The organism is Saccharothrix australiensis (assembly GCF_003634935.1).
GTDB classification, from domain to species: domain Bacteria; phylum Actinomycetota; class Actinomycetes; order Mycobacteriales; family Pseudonocardiaceae; genus Actinosynnema; species Actinosynnema australiense.
In genome coordinates this window covers 7,226,202-7,240,551 of the sequence record NZ_RBXO01000001.1, presented here as the reverse complement: position 1 = coordinate 7,240,551, position 14,350 = coordinate 7,226,202, and the positions used below count along the sequence as shown (strand labels likewise).

The window sequence follows — 14,350 nt, the reverse complement described above, 5'->3', positions numbered from 1 at the left end:
CGCTGCGGCGCCGCCACCCGTGCGATGAATTGCCGGTGCGCGACGGCCCGGCGTACGTTCGTGAGCATCCGCGATCGGACGCGTGACCACGGCTCGGGCGGCGAGGGCGTTCCGGTGTTCTGCGGATGGTGACCGGCGGTCGATGTGGCGCGGTGGTGTACCGCGAGGGCCGGTGCGGGCCGTGAGCCGGATGAGGACCGGTCACGGGGTGCCGGCTCGGAACCGCCGGGAGCGGGATGCCGATGAGGGGCCGATCGGGAGCACGGGTGGCGGTCAGCGCCGCCGACCGGGGTGCGTCCCGTGATCGGCCCGCGGTGAAGCGGCGCGGGTGTCGGAGTGGCCCTCCGGCACCCGCGCCGTCGCCGGCGGCCCGCGCTCAGCGCGCGGAGCGCCGCCGGGCGACCTCGAAGCACAGCACGGCCGCCGCGCCGGCCACGTTCAGCGACTCGACGCCCGCCGCCATCGGGATGGACAGCAGCCCGGTGACGTGCGCGCGGACGTCGTCCGAGATGCCCGCGGTCTCGCTGCCCAGCACGTAGGCGGCTCGCCCCGGCAGGTCGGCGGTGTAGAGGGACTCCCGCGCGCCCGCGTCCAAGGCGTAGATCGGGTAGCCGGCGGCGCTCAGCTCGGCCGCCGCCTCGCCCGCCGTCGCGCACTTCAGCACCGGGGCCCGGAACGCCACCCCGGCCGACGCCTTCACCACCAGCGGGTCGATCGAGGCGACCCCGCGGCGCGGCACGACGATCCCGTCCACGCCGGCGGCCGTCGCCGTGCGGAGGATCATGCCGACGTTCGCGGGCGTCGTGATGCCGTCCAGCAGCAGCACGCACCGGGGCCGCTGCTCCAACGCCTGCGCGAGCGGCAGCATCCGCGGCGCGACCACGTCGGCCAGCACGCCCTGGTCGTGCCGCCCGTTGCCGGCCAGCACCTTGACCCGCTGCGCCGTCGCTCGCTGGACCCGCACGCCGCGGCGACCGGCGGCATCCAGGATCTCGCGCGCCGCCGGACCGCGCGCGCCCTCGGCGAGCAGCACCTTGTCGACCTCCAGCCGGGGGTCTTCGAGGGCTTCCAACACGGGCTTGCGGCCGTAGACGGTGACGAAGCGGTCTTTGGGGGATGGCACTGTGTTATTTTGCCCCGCCTCCGGCGGGGCGGCTCGGCCGCCTTGTTGTCGGGCCGTCGCGCCTGATTTCCCGCTGTGTTGGATTGCCGCGACTCCGTCGCGGCGGGCTCGGCCGCCCTGTGGTCGGGCCATCGCGCCTCATTTCCCGCCGATCGAAGAGCGTGATCGGCGGGAAATGAGGCGCGACAACCCGACGCGGCCTCGCGGGCGGGGGCGGGCTCGGCCGCCTTGTGGTCGCGGCCTCGCGTGGGTGTGGCGTGGTGGAGCCTTTGGGGGTAGGGGGTCCACCCGTTTGGGGCTTGTTTCCGATCTGTCAACCATGATGATCGTCACATGACCCCGCGCAACGAGGCGCACCGTCTGTTGGCCAGCGGCCGGGAGGCGGACGTCTACCTGCGTCCCGACGGCCTGCTGCTCAAGCGCAGCCGCACCGGTCGAGACCTGGAGCACGAGGCCCGGTTGCTGCGCCACCTCGGCAGCCGGGGCGTGCCGGTGCCCAGGGTGCACGACGTCGCCGGCCGCGACCTGGTGATGGAGTACGTGCCCGGCCCGCGCATGTCGCAGGAGCTGGACGCCAAGCCGTGGCGCGCGGGCGCGCTGGGGCGCGAGCTGGCGGGGCTGCACCGCAGGCTCGACCACGTCGACGCGCCCGACTTCCTCGCCGGCGACGGTCGCCTGCTGCACCTCGACCTGCACCCCGGCAACATCGTCCTGGGCCCCGCGGGGCCGGTGGTCGTGGACTGGGCGTCCGCGCAGCGCGGCGACCGCCGGGTGGACGTCGCGCTGAGCTGGCTGGCGATCGCGGTGGCCCCGCTGCGGCCGTTCAAGCGGCTGGCCCGCTCCCGGCTGGTGCGCGGGTTCCTGTCGGGCGTCGACCGGGAGGTGCGCGCGGCGATGCCGGCCGCCGCCGAGATCAGGCTCGCCCGGCACAGCCGAGACCCGGTCGAGGTCAGCGCCGTGCGCAGGCTCGTGGAGAGGTGCAGCGACTAGCCTGGTCGTCATGCCCGACCGCCTCTCCGCGCTGGACGCCTCGTTCCTGTACCTGGAGGACTCCACGACGCCGATGCACGTCGGCGGGGTGGCGGTGTTCCGCCGCCCGAAGGCGGGTTTCGACTACGACGGCCTGGTCGACCTGATCGAGCAGCGCCTGTCGCTCGTGCCCCGCTACCGGCAGAAGGTCGTGCAGGTGCCCGGCAGGCTGGCCCGCCCGGTGTGGGTGGACGACCCGGACTTCGACGTCACCTACCACGTGCGCCGGTCCGCGCTGCCCAAGCCGGGCACCGACCGGCAGCTGCACGAACTCGTGGCGCGGCTGATGTCCCGCCCGCTCGACCACAGCCGCCCGCTGTGGGAGATCTACCTGGTCGAGGGGTTGGCGGAGGACCGGTCGGCGGTGATCACCAAGTCGCACCAGGCGATGGTGGACGGCACCGGCGCGCCGGAGATCGGCCAGGTCATCCTGGACGCCTCGGCGACGCCGCGCGAGCCGGTGGAGGCGCTGTGGATGCCGCAACCGCAGCCCAGCGGCCTGCAACTGGTCGCGGACGCGGTCGCCGAGGTCGTCCAGCGGCCCGGCGAGCTGGTGGAGAACGTCCGCAACGCCGCCCTGGACACCGTGGCCACGGTCCGGAAGGTCGCGGGCGCGCTGGGCGGCCTCGCCTCGGCCGTCCGCACGGCCGCCACGCCCGCGCCGGGCAGCCCCCTGAACGTCCGCATCTCGCCGCAGCGCCGGTTCGCGGTGGCCCGCGCCCGCCTGGAGGACCTCCGCGCGATCCGCCGCGCGCACGGCGGCACGGTCAACGACGGCGTGCTGGCGGTCCTCTCCGGCGCGATGCGCACGTGGCTGTTGTCGCGCGGCGAGGTGGTGACCGCCCGGACGACCATGCGCGCGATGACCCCGATGTCCGTCCGGGACGACGACGCGCCCGGCGGCCAGGTGTCGGCGTACCTGGTGGACCTGCCGGTCGGCGAACCGAACCCGGTCGTGCGGCTGCACCACGTCAGCCACGCGATGCGCGCCCACCAGGAGTCCGGCCAGCAGGTCGCGGCGCAGACGCTGGTGAAGTTCTCGGGCTTCGCCCCGCCGACCCTGCACGCGATGGGCGCGCGGGCCGCCAGCTCGTTCTCGCGGCGGCTGTTCAACGTGGTGGTGACGAACGTGCCCGGTCCCCAGGTGCCGCTGTACGCGGCGGGGGCGAAGATGATCGAGATGTTCCCGGTCGTGCCCCTGGCCAAGAACCAGGCCCTCTCGATCGGCGTCACCTCGTACGACGGTGGTGTGTACTTCGGGTTGAACGCCGACCGGGACGCGATGTCCGACGTGGACGTCCTCGCGGCGATGGTCGAGGAGTCGGTGGAGGAACTGATGGGAACGGTGTCTCAATGAGGGTGTACCTCCCGGCGACCGTCGCGATGCTGCGCGACCTGGTGGAGCGGGGCGAGTTCACGCCGGTCGGCGGCACCGGTTTCGCGCTGACGCCGGCCCTGCGCGAGTCCTACGCCTCCGGCGACACGGAGGAGCTGGAGTACTCGGCGATGCTCGACGCGGCTCGCGCGTCCCTGCGGCTGCTGGCGGCGGAGGACAAGGCCGTGCCGCGCCGGGCCGTGGTGTCGGTGGACGTGGAGGACGTGAAGCTCCGCCCGGACCTGGACTTCTCCGTGGTCAAGGTCGCCGGCGCGGTGCCTGCGAAGCTGGTCGCGGCGATCCACCTGGACACCTCGGACGCCGAGGACGCGGTCCGGGAGGCGGTCGAGGTGATCGACGCGGCGGACCTGGGCGACCCGGACGCGGAGTTCGCGCTGGGCGAGGCCGAGGACCACGAACTGGCCTGGTACGCCCCCCAGGAACTTCGCTTCCTGCTCGACCTCATGTAGTCCCGTGTTCCCGCACCGGTGAGGTCGCGTCGGGAGTTCGTGGCTCATTTCCCGCCGATCACGCTTTTCGATCGGCGGGAAATCAGCTACGAACTGCCGACCACAAGGCGACCTCACCCGCGACGCCGGAGGCGGCGCCATCCAACACAGCGACCTCACCCGCGACGCCGGAGGCGGCGCCATCCAACACAGCGACCTCACCCGCGACGCCGGAGGCGGCGCCATCCAACACAGCACCTCACATCCCTGGTGCCGGCTCCCACAGCTCCACCCGGTTGCCCTCCGGGTCCACGACCCAGCCGAACCGGCCGAACTCGGAGTCCTCGGTCTGCGGCAGCACCTCGACGCCGCGCGCCCGCAACTGCCCCAGCAGCGCGGGCAGGTCGTCGACCCGCAGGTTCAGCATGGCCCGCTGGCCCGGTTCGCCGAAGTAGTCGGTGTCGTGGGCGAACAGCGCGAACGTCGTCGTCTCCGCCGCTTCCCAGTGGAACGTCACCGCGCCGTGCTCGCTCATCGGCACGCCGAGGTGCTCGCGGTACCACCCCGCTAAGCGGAGCGGGTTGCGGGCGCGCAGGAACACCCCGCCGATGCCGGTCACTTTCGCCACGGCTGCGCACCGTACTACCGCGTGCCACGATGACGGCATGGACGCCGTCACCTCGGTACCCGAACCGGTCAACGAGGCGGTCCGCGGGTACGCGCCCGGCACGCCCGAGCGCGAGTCGCTGCGCCGCCGCGTGGCCGAGCTGGAGGGCGAGCGGCACGAGCTGACCATGACCGTCGACGGGCGGCGGCGGATGGCGGGCGGCGACCGGATCGACGTGGTGCAGCCGCACGACCACCGGCACGTCCTGGGCGTCACGGCGCAGGCCACGGCCGAGGACGTCGCCGACGCGGTGCGCGCCGCCCGCCGCGCCGCGCCCGGCTGGCGGGAGCTGCCGTTCGACGAGCGCGCCGCCGTTCTGCTCAAGGCGGCCGACCTGCTGGCGGGCCCGTGGCGGGACACGCTGAACGCCGCCACCATCCTGGGCCAGTCGAAGTCCGTCCAGCAGGCCGAGATCGACTCGGCGTGCGAGCTGATCGACTTCCTGCGCTTCAACGTCCACTTCGGCCGCCGCCTGCTGGCCGAGCAGCCCGCGTCGAGCGCGGGCGTGTGGAACCGGTTCGACCACCGCCCGCTGGACGGGTTCGTCGTCGCCATCACGCCGTTCAACTTCACGGCCATCGCGGGCAACCTGCCGCTCGCGCCCGCGTTGATGGGCAACACGGTCGTGTGGAAGCCGTCGCCGACGCAGCAGCTCGCCGCGCACCACACGATGCGCCTGCTGGAGGCGGCCGGCCTGCCGCCCGGCGTGGTCAACCTGGTCACCGGCGACGGTCGGGCCGTGTCCGAGGTCGCGCTGGCCGACCCGCACTTCGCGGGGCTGCACTTCACCGGGTCCGCGGCCACGTTCAAGGCGCTGTGGCGCACGATGGCCGACCACCTGGACGACTACCGCTCGTACCCGAGGGTGGTCGGCGAGACCGGTGGCAAGGACTTCGTCGTCGCGCACCCGTCCGCCGACCCGGACGCGCTGGTGACGGCCCTTGTCCGGGGCGCGTTCGAGTACCAGGGCCAGAAGTGCTCGGCCGCGTCCCGCGCGTACGTCGCCCGTTCGGTGTGGTCGGTGGTCCGCGACCGGCTCGTCGACGTGACGAACTCCCTGTCCTACGGCGACGTCACGAACTTCGACCACTTCGGCGGCGCGGTGATCGACGCGCGGGCGTTCGCCAAGCACAAGGCGGCGCTCGACGCCGCGCACCGCGCGGACACCATCGAGGTGCTGGCCGGCGGCACGTGCGACGACGAGGTCGGCTACTTCGTGCGGCCCACCGTCCTGCTCGGGACGGACCCGCGGCACGAGGTGTTCACCACCGAGTACTTCGGCCCGATCCTGTCCGTGCACGTCTACGAGGACGCCGACTTCGCCGACGTGCTCGACCTGGTCGACACCTCCACGCCGTACGCGCTGACCGGCGCGGTGTTCGCGGACGACCGCGCGGCCGTGGCGCAGGCAGGCCGGGCGCTGCGGTTCGCGGCGGGCAACTTCTACGTCAACGACAAGCCGACGGGCGCGGTGGTGGGGCAGCAGCCGTTCGGCGGCAGCCGCGGGTCGGGCACCAACGACAAGGCGGGCTCGATCTTCAACCTCCAGCGCTGGATCAGCCCGCGCTCCATCAAGGAGACCTTCGTGCCCGCGACCGACCACGGCTACCCGCACCAGGGCTGACCGCACCGGGGCTGACCGAACCGGGGCCACCCGGCGATGGCCGCACCAGGGCCGGCAGCACCGGGACCAGCCGCACCAGGGCCGGCCACGCGCCGGGGTTGCCGCGCCGCTCAGCCGCGCGGGGTCCGGCCGCGCCGCTCAGTCGTACTCGTCGTACTTGCCCCGCGACTCCAGGAGCCGGCGCAGCGAGGTCAGCCGCCCGGTCGACGCCTCACCCGTGACCACCAGCTCGTCCAGCATGCAGTCCGGGTCCTCGGGCGCGCCCAGGTGGCCGCACCCCGGCGGGCACTCCTCGGCCATCGCCTTCATGTCCGGGAACGCGGCGACGATGTCGTCCGGCGTGATGTGCGCGAGCCCGAACGACCGGATGCCCGGCGTGTCCACGGCCCAGCCGCCCTCGGGCAGCGGCAGGGCCACGGCCTGCGTCGACGTGTGCCGGCCCTTGCCGACGGCGCTGACCACGCCCACGGCCCGGTTCGCGTCCGGCACCAGCCGGTTGACCAGGGTCGACTTGCCGACCCCCGAGTGCCCGATCAGCGCGGAGAGCCGGTCGACCAGCCGCTCGCGCAACGCGCCGGGGTCCTGGTCGGACCGCGTCACCACCACCGGCAGGTCCAGCTCCGCGTACGCGGCGAGCAGGTCGTCCGGTGGCGCCAGGTCCGACTTCGTCAGGCACAGCAGCGGCGACAGCCCGCCCGCGTAGGCCGCGACGAGGCACCGGTCGATGAAGCCCCGGCGCGGCTGGGGGTCGGCGAGCGCCGACACGATCACCAGCTGCTCGGCGTTGGCCACGACCACCCGCTCGAACGGGTCGGTGTCGTCGGCGGTGCGCCGCAGCACGGTGTGCCGCTCGGCCACCTTCACGATGCGCGCCAGGGTGTCCGGCTGCCCCGACGTGTCGCCGACCAGGCCGATCCGGTCGCCGACGACCACCGGCGTGCGGCCCAGCTCGCGCGCCCGCATCGCCGTGACCAGGCGCTTCGGGTCGTCCTCCACCGCGCAGGTCCACCGGCCCCGGTCCACGGCGACGACCATCGCCGGCACCGCGTCGGCGTGCTCGGGCCGCCGCTTGCTGCGCGGGCGCGTGCCCTTGCCCGGCCGCACCCGCACGTCGGACTCGTCCATCCGCCGCCAGTCGCGCCCCACGGTCAGCGCGCTCCGAGCATCGTGGCCCACATGCCCGGAAAGTCCGGGATCGTCTTGGTGGTCGACCCGATGTCGTCCACCGCGACGCCGGGCACCACCAGCCCGATGATCGCGCCGGCGGTCGCCATCCGGTGGTCCGCGTAGGCGCGCCACACGCCGCCGCGCAGCGGGCGCGGCGTGATGACCAGACCGTCCGCGGTCTCGGCCGCGTCGCCGCCCAGCCGGTTGATCTCCGCCGCCAGGGCCGCGATCCGGTCCGTCTCGTGCCCGCGGATGTGCGCGACGCCGCGGATGACCGTGGGCCCGTCGGCGAGCGCCGCCAGCGCCGCGACGGTCGGCGTCAGCTCGCTCTCGTCACGCAGGTCGATGTCCAGGCCGGTCAACCGCTCGGGCCCGCGCACGGTCAACCCGCGCTCGTCCGCGGTCACCGCGCACCCGAACCGCTCGAAGATCGCCCGCGCCGCGCCGCCGGGCTGGGTGGTGGTCGCCGGCCAGCCGGGGATCGTCACCTCGCCGCCGGTCACGGCCGCGGCGGCGAGGAACGGCGTCGCGTTCGACAGGTCCGGCTCGACCCGCCACTCCCGACCCGCCACCGGGCCGGGTTCGACGCGCCACGCGTCCGGGGTCGAGTCGTCCACGACCACGCCGGCCTCCCGCAGCATCGACGTGGTCATCTCGATGTGCGGCAGCGACGGCACCGGCTCGCCGCGGTGCGCCACCGTCACACCGCCCTCGTACCGCGCGCCCGACAGCAGCAGGCCGGAGACGAACTGCGACGAGGCGGACGCGTCGATCGTCACCTCGCCACCGGGCAGCCCGCCCTTGCCGTGCAGGGTGAACGGCAGCGCCTCGCCGTCGACGTCCGCGCCCAGCGCCCGCAGCGCGTCCAGGATCGTGGTCATCGGCCGCAGCCGCGCGTGCTCGTCGCCGTCGAACACGACCTCGCCCACCGCCAGCGCCGCGGCGGGCGGCAGGAACCGCATCACCGTCCCCGCGAGCCCGCAGTCCACGGCCGCCGGCCCGCGCAGCGCGTGCGGCGTGACCAGCCAGGACCCGTCCGGGCCGTCCGCGACGCCCACGCCGAGCGCGCCCAGCGCCGCCACCATCAGGGTGGTGTCCCGGCTGCGCAGCGGCGCGTGCAGGGTGGAGGGGCCGTCGGCCAACGCGGCCAGCACCAGGGCGCGGTTGGTGATCGACTTGGAGCCGGGCACGGGTACCGTCGCGTGCACGGGACCGTCGGTGGTGGGTGCGGACCACTGCGAAGTCATGGCTCGATGATTCCGCATCGGGTGTTCGATGGCTCGCACCGGTGGTTCCGACGTGCGACGATGCCAATCGGAGGTGATCGGTTGTGTGCGGCAGGTACGCCTCCACCAAGAACCCGGCGCTGCTGGCGGCGGAGTTCGACGCGGTGGACGGCACCGACGGCGACGCGCCCGGCCCGGACTACAACGTGGCGCCGACCAAGTCGGTGCCGGCGGTCGTGGAGCGCCACCCGCGCGACGACGACGGCAACCCCGACCCGGAGACGACCGAGCGCAGCGTGCGCGTGATGCGCTGGGGCCTGGTGCCGCACTGGGCGAAGGACCTGTCCGGCGCGGCGAAGATGATCAACGCCCGCGCGGAGAGCGTCCTGGAGAAGCCCGCCTACCGGGACTCGGCCGCCAAGCGCCGCTGCCTCGTCCCCGCCGACGGCTGGTACGAGTGGCAGCCGGGTGAGGGCCGCAAGCAGCCGTACTTCATCAACCCCGGCGACGGCTCCAGCCTGGCGATGGCGGGCATCTGGTCGGTCTGGTGGCAGCAGGTGGGCGACGAGCGCAAGCCGATCATCACGTGCGCGGTGCTCACCACGGACGCCATCGGCGAGATGAAGCAGGTGCACCACCGGATGCCGCTGGTGCTGCCGCGCGACCGCTGGGCGGCCTGGCTCGACCCGGACAACACGGACCCGAAGGACCTGCTCGTGCCGGACCGCGACCTGGTCGACGCGCTGGAGCTGCGGCCGGTGTCCATGCGGGTCAACAGCATCAAGAACAACGACCCGTCCCTCATGGACGCGGTGGACCTCGAACCGGACCAGGCGCCCGAGCCCACGCTGTTCGAACTGTCATGACGAGCACGACCGTCGAGACGCCGCACGGCCCCGCGCGGGCGGAGCTGCACTGCGCGCCGGAAGGCCGGGCGGCCCTGCTGCTCGGCCACGGCGCGGGCGGCGGCATCGCGGCGCCGGACCTGGTGGCGGCGGCCCGCGCGGCGGTCGAGGTCGGCGTGCACGTGGCGCTGGTCGAGCAGCCCTACCGGGTGGCCGGCCGCCGCGCGCCCGCGCCGGCCAGGCAACTGGACGCGGCCTGGCTGGCCGTGGCCGAGGACCTGGCGACCCGGTGGTTCGCGGAGGTGCCGCTGCTGTTCGGCGGGCGGTCCTCGGGCGCGCGGGTGGCGTGCCGGACCGCCGCGGAGGGGCAGGCGGTGGCCGTGCTGTGCCTGGCGTTCCCGGTCCACCCGCCCGGCAGGCCCGACCGGACCAGGACGCCCGAGCTGGCCGCGGTCGACGTGCCGGTCCTGGTCGTCCAGGGCGAGCGCGACCCGTTCGGCCGGCCGGAGCCGGCGCACCGCCGCGAGGTGGTGCTCCTGCCCGGCGACCACAACCTCAAAGCCGACCTGGAGAACCTCCAGCGCGCCGTGGGCGAGTGGCTGGACCGAATCCTGCGCCCGCTCGACTGAAGCACGCCCGCTCGACCGAGCCGTGCCCGCTCGACTGGTGGGGCAGGTCACTCGTGGGGCAGGCCGACTGGTGGGGGCGGGTCGCGGCGCGCCTACCCCGAGACCGAGACGGGGGCCACCACCGCGCCGGTCAGCCGCACCAGGTCGTCCGGCGCGATCTCGACCTCCAGCCCGCGCCGCCCGGCCGAGCAGAAGATCGTGCCGAAGGCGCGGGCCGAGCCGTCGAGCACCAGCGGCAGCCGCTTCTTCTGCCCGAGCGGCGAGATGCCGCCCGCGACGTACCCGGTGGCGCGCTCGGCGGCGGCGACGTCGGCCATCCGCGCCTTCTTGCCGCCCAGCGCGGCGGCCAGCGCCTTCAGGTCCAACTGCCCGGTGACCGGTACCACACCGACGGCGAGCCGGCCGTCCACGTCCGCCACCAGCGTCTTGAACACCCGTTCGGGTGACACCCCGAGCGCCTCGGCCGCTTCGAGCCCGTACGACTCGTGCCGGGGGTCGTGGTCGTACGCGTGCAGCTTGTGCGCCACCTTCTGCTTGTCCAGCAACGCCGTGGCAGGCGTCCCACGTCCAGCCATGATCGCGCACCCTAGCGGGAATGCGGGACGGAGCACCCGCGTTATTGGTCCACGTGGCAACCGAGGTGATGGAACAGCAGGTCAGGTCGGCTACGTCCCGCCCTCCGCGTGGTTCGGGGCGCGGGTCGGCCCAGTGCCGACCGGGTGAGCGCCGCGTATCCTCGAATGCGTCCCAGACAGCTTTGTCCACCGTGCCGAGCGGCAGGTGGGAAGGGAGCGCGGTGCCAGCCACGCGAACGCAGGACGTGCCGACGGACGAGACAACGGCCCAACGCGCCGCACGCTTCGAACGCGACGCGATGCCCATGCTCGACCAGCTCTACTCGGCGGCCCTGCGGATGACCCGCAACCCGGCCGACGCGGAGGACCTGGTCCAGGAGACCTACCTCAAGGCGTACGCCGCGTTCGCGTCCTTCTCCGAGGGCACGAACCTCAAGGCATGGCTGTACCGCATCCTCACGAACACGTACATCAACGGGTACCGCAAGAAGCAGCGCCAGCCGCTGCAACAGCCGACCGACGAGATCACCGACTGGCAACTCGCGCAGGCGGAGAGCCACACGTCCACCGGGCTCCGCTCGGCGGAGATGGACGCGATGGACCGGTTGCCCGACTCGGACGTGAAGGAAGCGCTCCAGCGCCTCCCCGAGGAGTTCCGCATCGCGGTGTACCTGGCGGACGTCGAAGGCTTCGCGTACAAGGAGATCGCAGACATCATGGGCACCCCCATCGGCACCGTGATGTCCCGGTTGCACCGGGGCCGCAGGCAACTACGCGACCAGTTGGCCGACGTCGCCCGTGAGCGGGGCTTCCTCCGCAACGGCCGCCCGGAGGTGGCGGGGCGATGAGCTGCGGCAAACCCCACGAGACCGACTGCTCCGAAGTCCTGTCGGAGGTCTGGCTCTACCTGGACCACGAGTGCGACGAACGCCGGAAGGAACTGCTCCGGACCCACCTGGAGGAGTGCCACCCGTGCCTTGAGGAATACGGCATCGAGGAGCACTTGAAGGCGCTGCTGGCGAAGAAGTGCGGCGGTGAGCACGCGCCGGAGGAGCTGAAGCGCCGCCTCCGGGCCAGCCTGCGCGAGATCACCACCACCCCGGCCACCGGCACCACCAAAGAGGTCGAGGTCACGGTGGAGGCCGAGGTCGAAGTCCGCAGCACAGCAGCGGACTGACCGACCACACGCACACCTCGCCCAGCGTGTCATCCCCGTGTGGCCTGGTCGAAGACCAGGCCACACGGGGATCACACGCGCCGCTTTTCGCCCTCCGCACCGCGCCGACCAAGAGCCAGGGGTCATCCTCGGTGGCCGGCCCGTCCGGTGAGGACGCTTTCACGCTTTGGGCTTTGACCCAACCCCGCACCGCACCAACCGGCACCGCACCAACCACAAGGGCCGCCCGGAGCGCACACGCCCCAAGCGGCCCTGAGTCACACCCAACTCCGGATCAGGCGTTGGGGCGCTTCCCGTGGTTCGCGCCGCCCTTCTTGCGGTCGCGGCGCTTGCGGGCACGCTTGGACATGGGGTTCTCCTAGTGCTCAGATTGCTTCGCCCCAGTGTGTCACGCCTTCGCCACCACCACGCACGGACCCTGAACCACCCCGCACAGGCCCTGAACCGTCGCGCCTGATCCGTGATTGGATGAGGCCCCGGACAACGCGAAGCCCCGACCGCCTGGAGACCCGACCTTGCGACCCGAGTGCGCCCGGACCTGCGCCCAGACCGCGGTGGTGGCGTAGCCCTGTCCACGCTCACCGACCTCCTCGCCGAGCACACCGGGCTCTCCGGCGCGGCCGTCGACCACCTGCAACTCGTGGTCGCCGAGTGGCAGCTCCTGTCCGACCTGAGCTTCGCCGACTTCCTGCTCTGGGTGCCGCTGGACGACACCACGTTCCTGTGCGTGGCGCAGGCCCGCCCCACCACCGCGCCGACGGCCCACCCGGAGGACGTGGTGGGCAGCACCGTCGACGTGGAGGAGCACCCGCAGCTCCGCCGGGCGATGGCGGAGTCGCGCATCTGCCGCGAGGAGGACCCCCGGTGGCACCTGGGCGTGCCGGTCCGGCGGGAGGCGATCCCGGTCCGGCGCGGTGACGAGGTCATCGCGGTGCTGAGCCGGAACACGAACCTGGCCGTGCCGCGCGTGCCGAGCCCGCTGGAGATCTCCTACCTGGGCAGCGCGGCCGACCTGTGCCAGATGATCTCCGACGGCACGTTCCCGACCACCGAGCCGTCCCCGGACGTGCACACCAGCCCGCGGGTGGGTGACGGCCTGATCCGGCTCGACGCGTCCGGCGCGGTGGTCTTCGCCAGCCCGAACGCCCTGAGCGCCTACCACCGCATGGGCCACGCCTCCGACCTGGTCGGCGTGCACCTCGCGCCGCTGACCCGGTCGCTCATCGGCGACCCGTTCGACGCCACCGAGGTGGCGCAGCGCATCCGCTCCGCCCTCGACGGGCAGCCGAGCATGCGCATCGAGGCGGAGTCCCGCCGGGGCGCGGCGGTGCTGTTCCGCGCCCTGCCGCTGCGGCCGAGGGGCAGCGCGGCCGGCGCGCTCGTCCTGTGCCGGGACGTGACGGAGGTCCGCCGCCGGGACCGCGCCCTGATGTCGAAGGACGCGACGATCCGGGAGATCCACCACCGGGTCAAGAACAACCTCCAGACGGTGGCGGCGCTGCTGCGCCTCCAGAGCAGGCGCACCAGCTCGGAGGAGGCCCGCGAGGCGCTGGCCGAGTCCGTCCGCCGGGTGACCTCCATCGCCCTGGTCCACGAGACCCTGTCCATGTCCGTGGACGAGCGCGTGGACCTGGACGACGTGGTGGACAAGGTCATCCCGATGATGTCCGACGTGGCGGCCACGGAGTCGCAGGTGGTCGTGCGGCGGGAGGGTCCGTTCGGCATCGTCCAGGCGGAGCTGGCGACCCCGCTGGTCATGGTGCTCACCGAACTGGTGCAGAACGCGTTCGAGCACGCCTACACCGCCGGCCAGCACGGCGAGGTGGTCGTCCACGCCGAGCGCTCGGCGAAGTGGCTGGACGTCGTGATCTCCGACGACGGGCGCGGGCTGCCGCCGGGCTTCTCCCTGGAGCGCACCGACCGGCTGGGCCTCCAGATCGTGCGGACCCTGGTGGAGTCCGAACTCAGGGGCAGCCTGAGCTTGCGGCGGAGGCCACGGGGCGGTACAGAGGCGGTCCTGCGCGTGCCGCTCAGGGCGCGGCGTTAAACTAGCCCCCGTGCACACGTGACGACCTACCTCAGCGGAGTCACGTGGTCATGCGGGAGGGTGTGCAACACAAGCGAAAGGCCCGACACCTGGCACGGTGTCGGGCCTTTCGTGTTCGCGCGGTGCGCGGCGACGCTCAGGCGTTGCTGCGAGCCCTGGTGCGGGCGTTGCGACGCTTGAGGGCGCGGCGCTCGTCTTCGCTCATCCCGCCCCACACGCCGGCGTCCTGGCCGCTCTCCAGCGCCCACGCGAGGCAGTCGGAGACGACGGGGCAACGGCGGCAGACGGTCTTCGCCTCGGCGATCTGGAGGAGCGCAGGACCGCTGTTCCCCACGGGGAAGAACAGCTCGGGGTCCTCGTCGCGGCAGATCGCGCGGTGGCGCCAGTCCATTGGAACTACTCCTCAGCTAGGCGTGC

At 73.2% G+C, this 14,350-nt stretch carries 16 protein-coding genes; 9 read left to right on the top strand and 7 right to left on the bottom strand.

Going from position 1 to position 14,350, the window contains the following annotated elements; translation table 11 throughout:
- Positions 1-376 precede the first annotated feature (376 nt).
- Complete coding sequence (locus C8E97_RS30790) at positions 377-1,123, bottom strand: TrmH family RNA methyltransferase (protein WP_121009167.1); 747 nt, start codon at positions 1,121-1,123, stop codon at positions 377-379.
- Between the two features lie 333 nt (positions 1,124-1,456).
- Here C8E97_RS30790 and C8E97_RS30785 point away from each other — a divergent pair, with 333 nt between their 5' ends.
- From C8E97_RS30785 to C8E97_RS30775, 3 genes are read left to right on the top strand one after another with little or no spacing between them, the layout of a single operon-like run.
- Positions 1,457-2,113, top strand: coding sequence for a phosphotransferase (locus tag C8E97_RS30785; protein WP_121009165.1), 657 nt, complete (start codon positions 1,457-1,459; stop codon positions 2,111-2,113).
- Positions 2,114-2,123: 10 nt separating this feature from the next.
- The gene (locus C8E97_RS30780) at positions 2,124-3,509 is read left to right on the top strand and encodes a WS/DGAT/MGAT family O-acyltransferase (RefSeq protein WP_121009163.1); all 1,386 of its coding nucleotides are present in this window, start codon (positions 2,124-2,126) and stop codon (positions 3,507-3,509) included.
- Positions 3,506-3,997, top strand: coding sequence for a DUF6912 family protein (locus C8E97_RS30775; protein WP_121009161.1), 492 nt, complete (start codon positions 3,506-3,508; stop codon positions 3,995-3,997). The genes C8E97_RS30780 and C8E97_RS30775 overlap by 4 nt, the downstream gene beginning before the upstream one ends.
- A gap of 238 nt (positions 3,998-4,235) precedes the next feature.
- Here the strand turns inward: C8E97_RS30775 and C8E97_RS30770 are convergent, their stop codons facing one another.
- On the bottom strand, positions 4,236-4,604 hold the full coding sequence (locus C8E97_RS30770) for a VOC family protein (protein ID WP_246019278.1): 369 nt from the start codon (positions 4,602-4,604) through the stop codon (positions 4,236-4,238).
- 37 nt (positions 4,605-4,641) lie between these two features.
- Here C8E97_RS30770 and pruA point away from each other — a divergent pair, with 37 nt between their 5' ends.
- Positions 4,642-6,267: an L-glutamate gamma-semialdehyde dehydrogenase gene (gene pruA, locus C8E97_RS30765; protein WP_121009157.1), complete on the top strand. Its 1,626-nt coding sequence runs from the start codon at positions 4,642-4,644 to the stop codon at positions 6,265-6,267.
- 138 nt (positions 6,268-6,405) lie between these two features.
- On the opposite strand, the gene rsgA is transcribed toward pruA, so the two are convergent.
- Both rsgA and aroA read right to left on the bottom strand, forming a co-directional pair.
- On the bottom strand, positions 6,406-7,392 hold the full coding sequence (gene rsgA, locus C8E97_RS30760; protein WP_121012764.1) for a ribosome small subunit-dependent GTPase A: 987 nt from the start codon (positions 7,390-7,392) through the stop codon (positions 6,406-6,408).
- A gap of 23 nt (positions 7,393-7,415) precedes the next feature.
- Positions 7,416-8,681, bottom strand: a complete 1,266-nt coding sequence (aroA, locus tag C8E97_RS30755; protein ID WP_121009155.1) for a 3-phosphoshikimate 1-carboxyvinyltransferase — start codon at positions 8,679-8,681, stop codon at positions 7,416-7,418.
- An 83-nt stretch (positions 8,682-8,764) separates the two neighbouring features.
- Here aroA and C8E97_RS30750 point away from each other — a divergent pair, with 83 nt between their 5' ends.
- Together C8E97_RS30750 and C8E97_RS30745 are read left to right on the top strand one after the other, a co-directional pair.
- On the top strand, positions 8,765-9,526 hold the full coding sequence (locus tag C8E97_RS30750) for an SOS response-associated peptidase (RefSeq protein WP_121009153.1): 762 nt from the start codon (positions 8,765-8,767) through the stop codon (positions 9,524-9,526).
- A complete protein-coding gene (locus tag C8E97_RS30745) occupies positions 9,523-10,134 on the top strand; it encodes an alpha/beta hydrolase family protein (protein WP_121009151.1) in 612 nt (203 codons plus the stop codon). Before C8E97_RS30750 ends, C8E97_RS30745 begins: the two co-directional genes overlap by 4 nt.
- A 92-nt stretch (positions 10,135-10,226) precedes the next feature.
- On the opposite strand, the gene ybaK is transcribed toward C8E97_RS30745, so the two are convergent.
- Entirely contained in the window at positions 10,227-10,709 is a 483-nt protein-coding gene (ybaK, locus tag C8E97_RS30740) for a Cys-tRNA(Pro) deacylase (protein WP_121009149.1), read from the bottom strand.
- A gap of 221 nt (positions 10,710-10,930) precedes the next feature.
- On the opposite strand from ybaK, the gene C8E97_RS30735 reads away from it, so the two are divergent.
- A complete protein-coding gene (locus C8E97_RS30735) occupies positions 10,931-11,557 on the top strand; it encodes a sigma-70 family RNA polymerase sigma factor (protein ID WP_211347164.1) in 627 nt (208 codons plus the stop codon).
- Positions 11,554-11,886, top strand: a complete 333-nt coding sequence (gene rsrA / locus C8E97_RS30730) for a mycothiol system anti-sigma-R factor (RefSeq protein WP_121009145.1) — start codon at positions 11,554-11,556, stop codon at positions 11,884-11,886. Before C8E97_RS30735 ends, rsrA begins: the two co-directional genes overlap by 4 nt.
- A gap of 274 nt (positions 11,887-12,160) precedes the next feature.
- Here rsrA and C8E97_RS36895 read toward each other — a convergent pair whose 3' ends face one another.
- Positions 12,161-12,235, bottom strand: coding sequence for a 50S ribosomal protein bL37 (locus C8E97_RS36895; RefSeq protein WP_096498094.1), 75 nt, complete (start codon positions 12,233-12,235; stop codon positions 12,161-12,163).
- A 219-nt stretch (positions 12,236-12,454) separates the two neighbouring features.
- On the opposite strand from C8E97_RS36895, the gene C8E97_RS30720 reads away from it, so the two are divergent.
- On the top strand, positions 12,455-13,933 hold the full coding sequence (locus tag C8E97_RS30720; RefSeq protein ID WP_121012762.1) for a PAS domain-containing sensor histidine kinase: 1,479 nt from the start codon (positions 12,455-12,457) through the stop codon (positions 13,931-13,933).
- 136 nt (positions 13,934-14,069) lie between these two features.
- Here C8E97_RS30720 and C8E97_RS30715 read toward each other — a convergent pair whose 3' ends face one another.
- Positions 14,070-14,324, bottom strand: a complete 255-nt coding sequence (locus C8E97_RS30715; RefSeq protein ID WP_015104912.1) for a WhiB family transcriptional regulator — start codon at positions 14,322-14,324, stop codon at positions 14,070-14,072.
- Positions 14,325-14,350: the final 26 nt, after the last annotated feature.

What these genes read in the sequence shown, in the direction of transcription:
- aroA (WP_121009155.1), bottom strand. Translation starts at nt 8,681, where the DNA reads ATGACTTCGCAGTGGTCCGCACCCACCACCGACGGTCCCGTGCACGCG.
- C8E97_RS30745 (WP_121009151.1), top strand. Translation starts at nt 9,523, where the DNA reads ATGACGAGCACGACCGTCGAGACGCCGCACGGCCCCGCGCGGGCGGAG.
- rsgA (WP_121012764.1), bottom strand. Translation starts at nt 7,392, where the DNA reads ATGGACGAGTCCGACGTGCGGGTGCGGCCGGGCAAGGGCACGCGCCCG.
- C8E97_RS30775 (WP_121009161.1), top strand. Translation starts at nt 3,506, where the DNA reads ATGAGGGTGTACCTCCCGGCGACCGTCGCGATGCTGCGCGACCTGGTG.
- C8E97_RS30715 (WP_015104912.1), bottom strand. Translation starts at nt 14,324, where the DNA reads ATGGACTGGCGCCACCGCGCGATCTGCCGCGACGAGGACCCCGAGCTG.
- pruA (WP_121009157.1), top strand. Translation starts at nt 4,642, where the DNA reads ATGGACGCCGTCACCTCGGTACCCGAACCGGTCAACGAGGCGGTCCGC.
- rsrA (WP_121009145.1), top strand. Translation starts at nt 11,554, where the DNA reads ATGAGCTGCGGCAAACCCCACGAGACCGACTGCTCCGAAGTCCTGTCG.
- C8E97_RS30785 (WP_121009165.1), top strand. Translation starts at nt 1,457, where the DNA reads ATGACCCCGCGCAACGAGGCGCACCGTCTGTTGGCCAGCGGCCGGGAG.
- ybaK (WP_121009149.1), bottom strand. Translation starts at nt 10,709, where the DNA reads ATGGCTGGACGTGGGACGCCTGCCACGGCGTTGCTGGACAAGCAGAAG.
- C8E97_RS30780 (WP_121009163.1), top strand. Translation starts at nt 2,124, where the DNA reads ATGCCCGACCGCCTCTCCGCGCTGGACGCCTCGTTCCTGTACCTGGAG.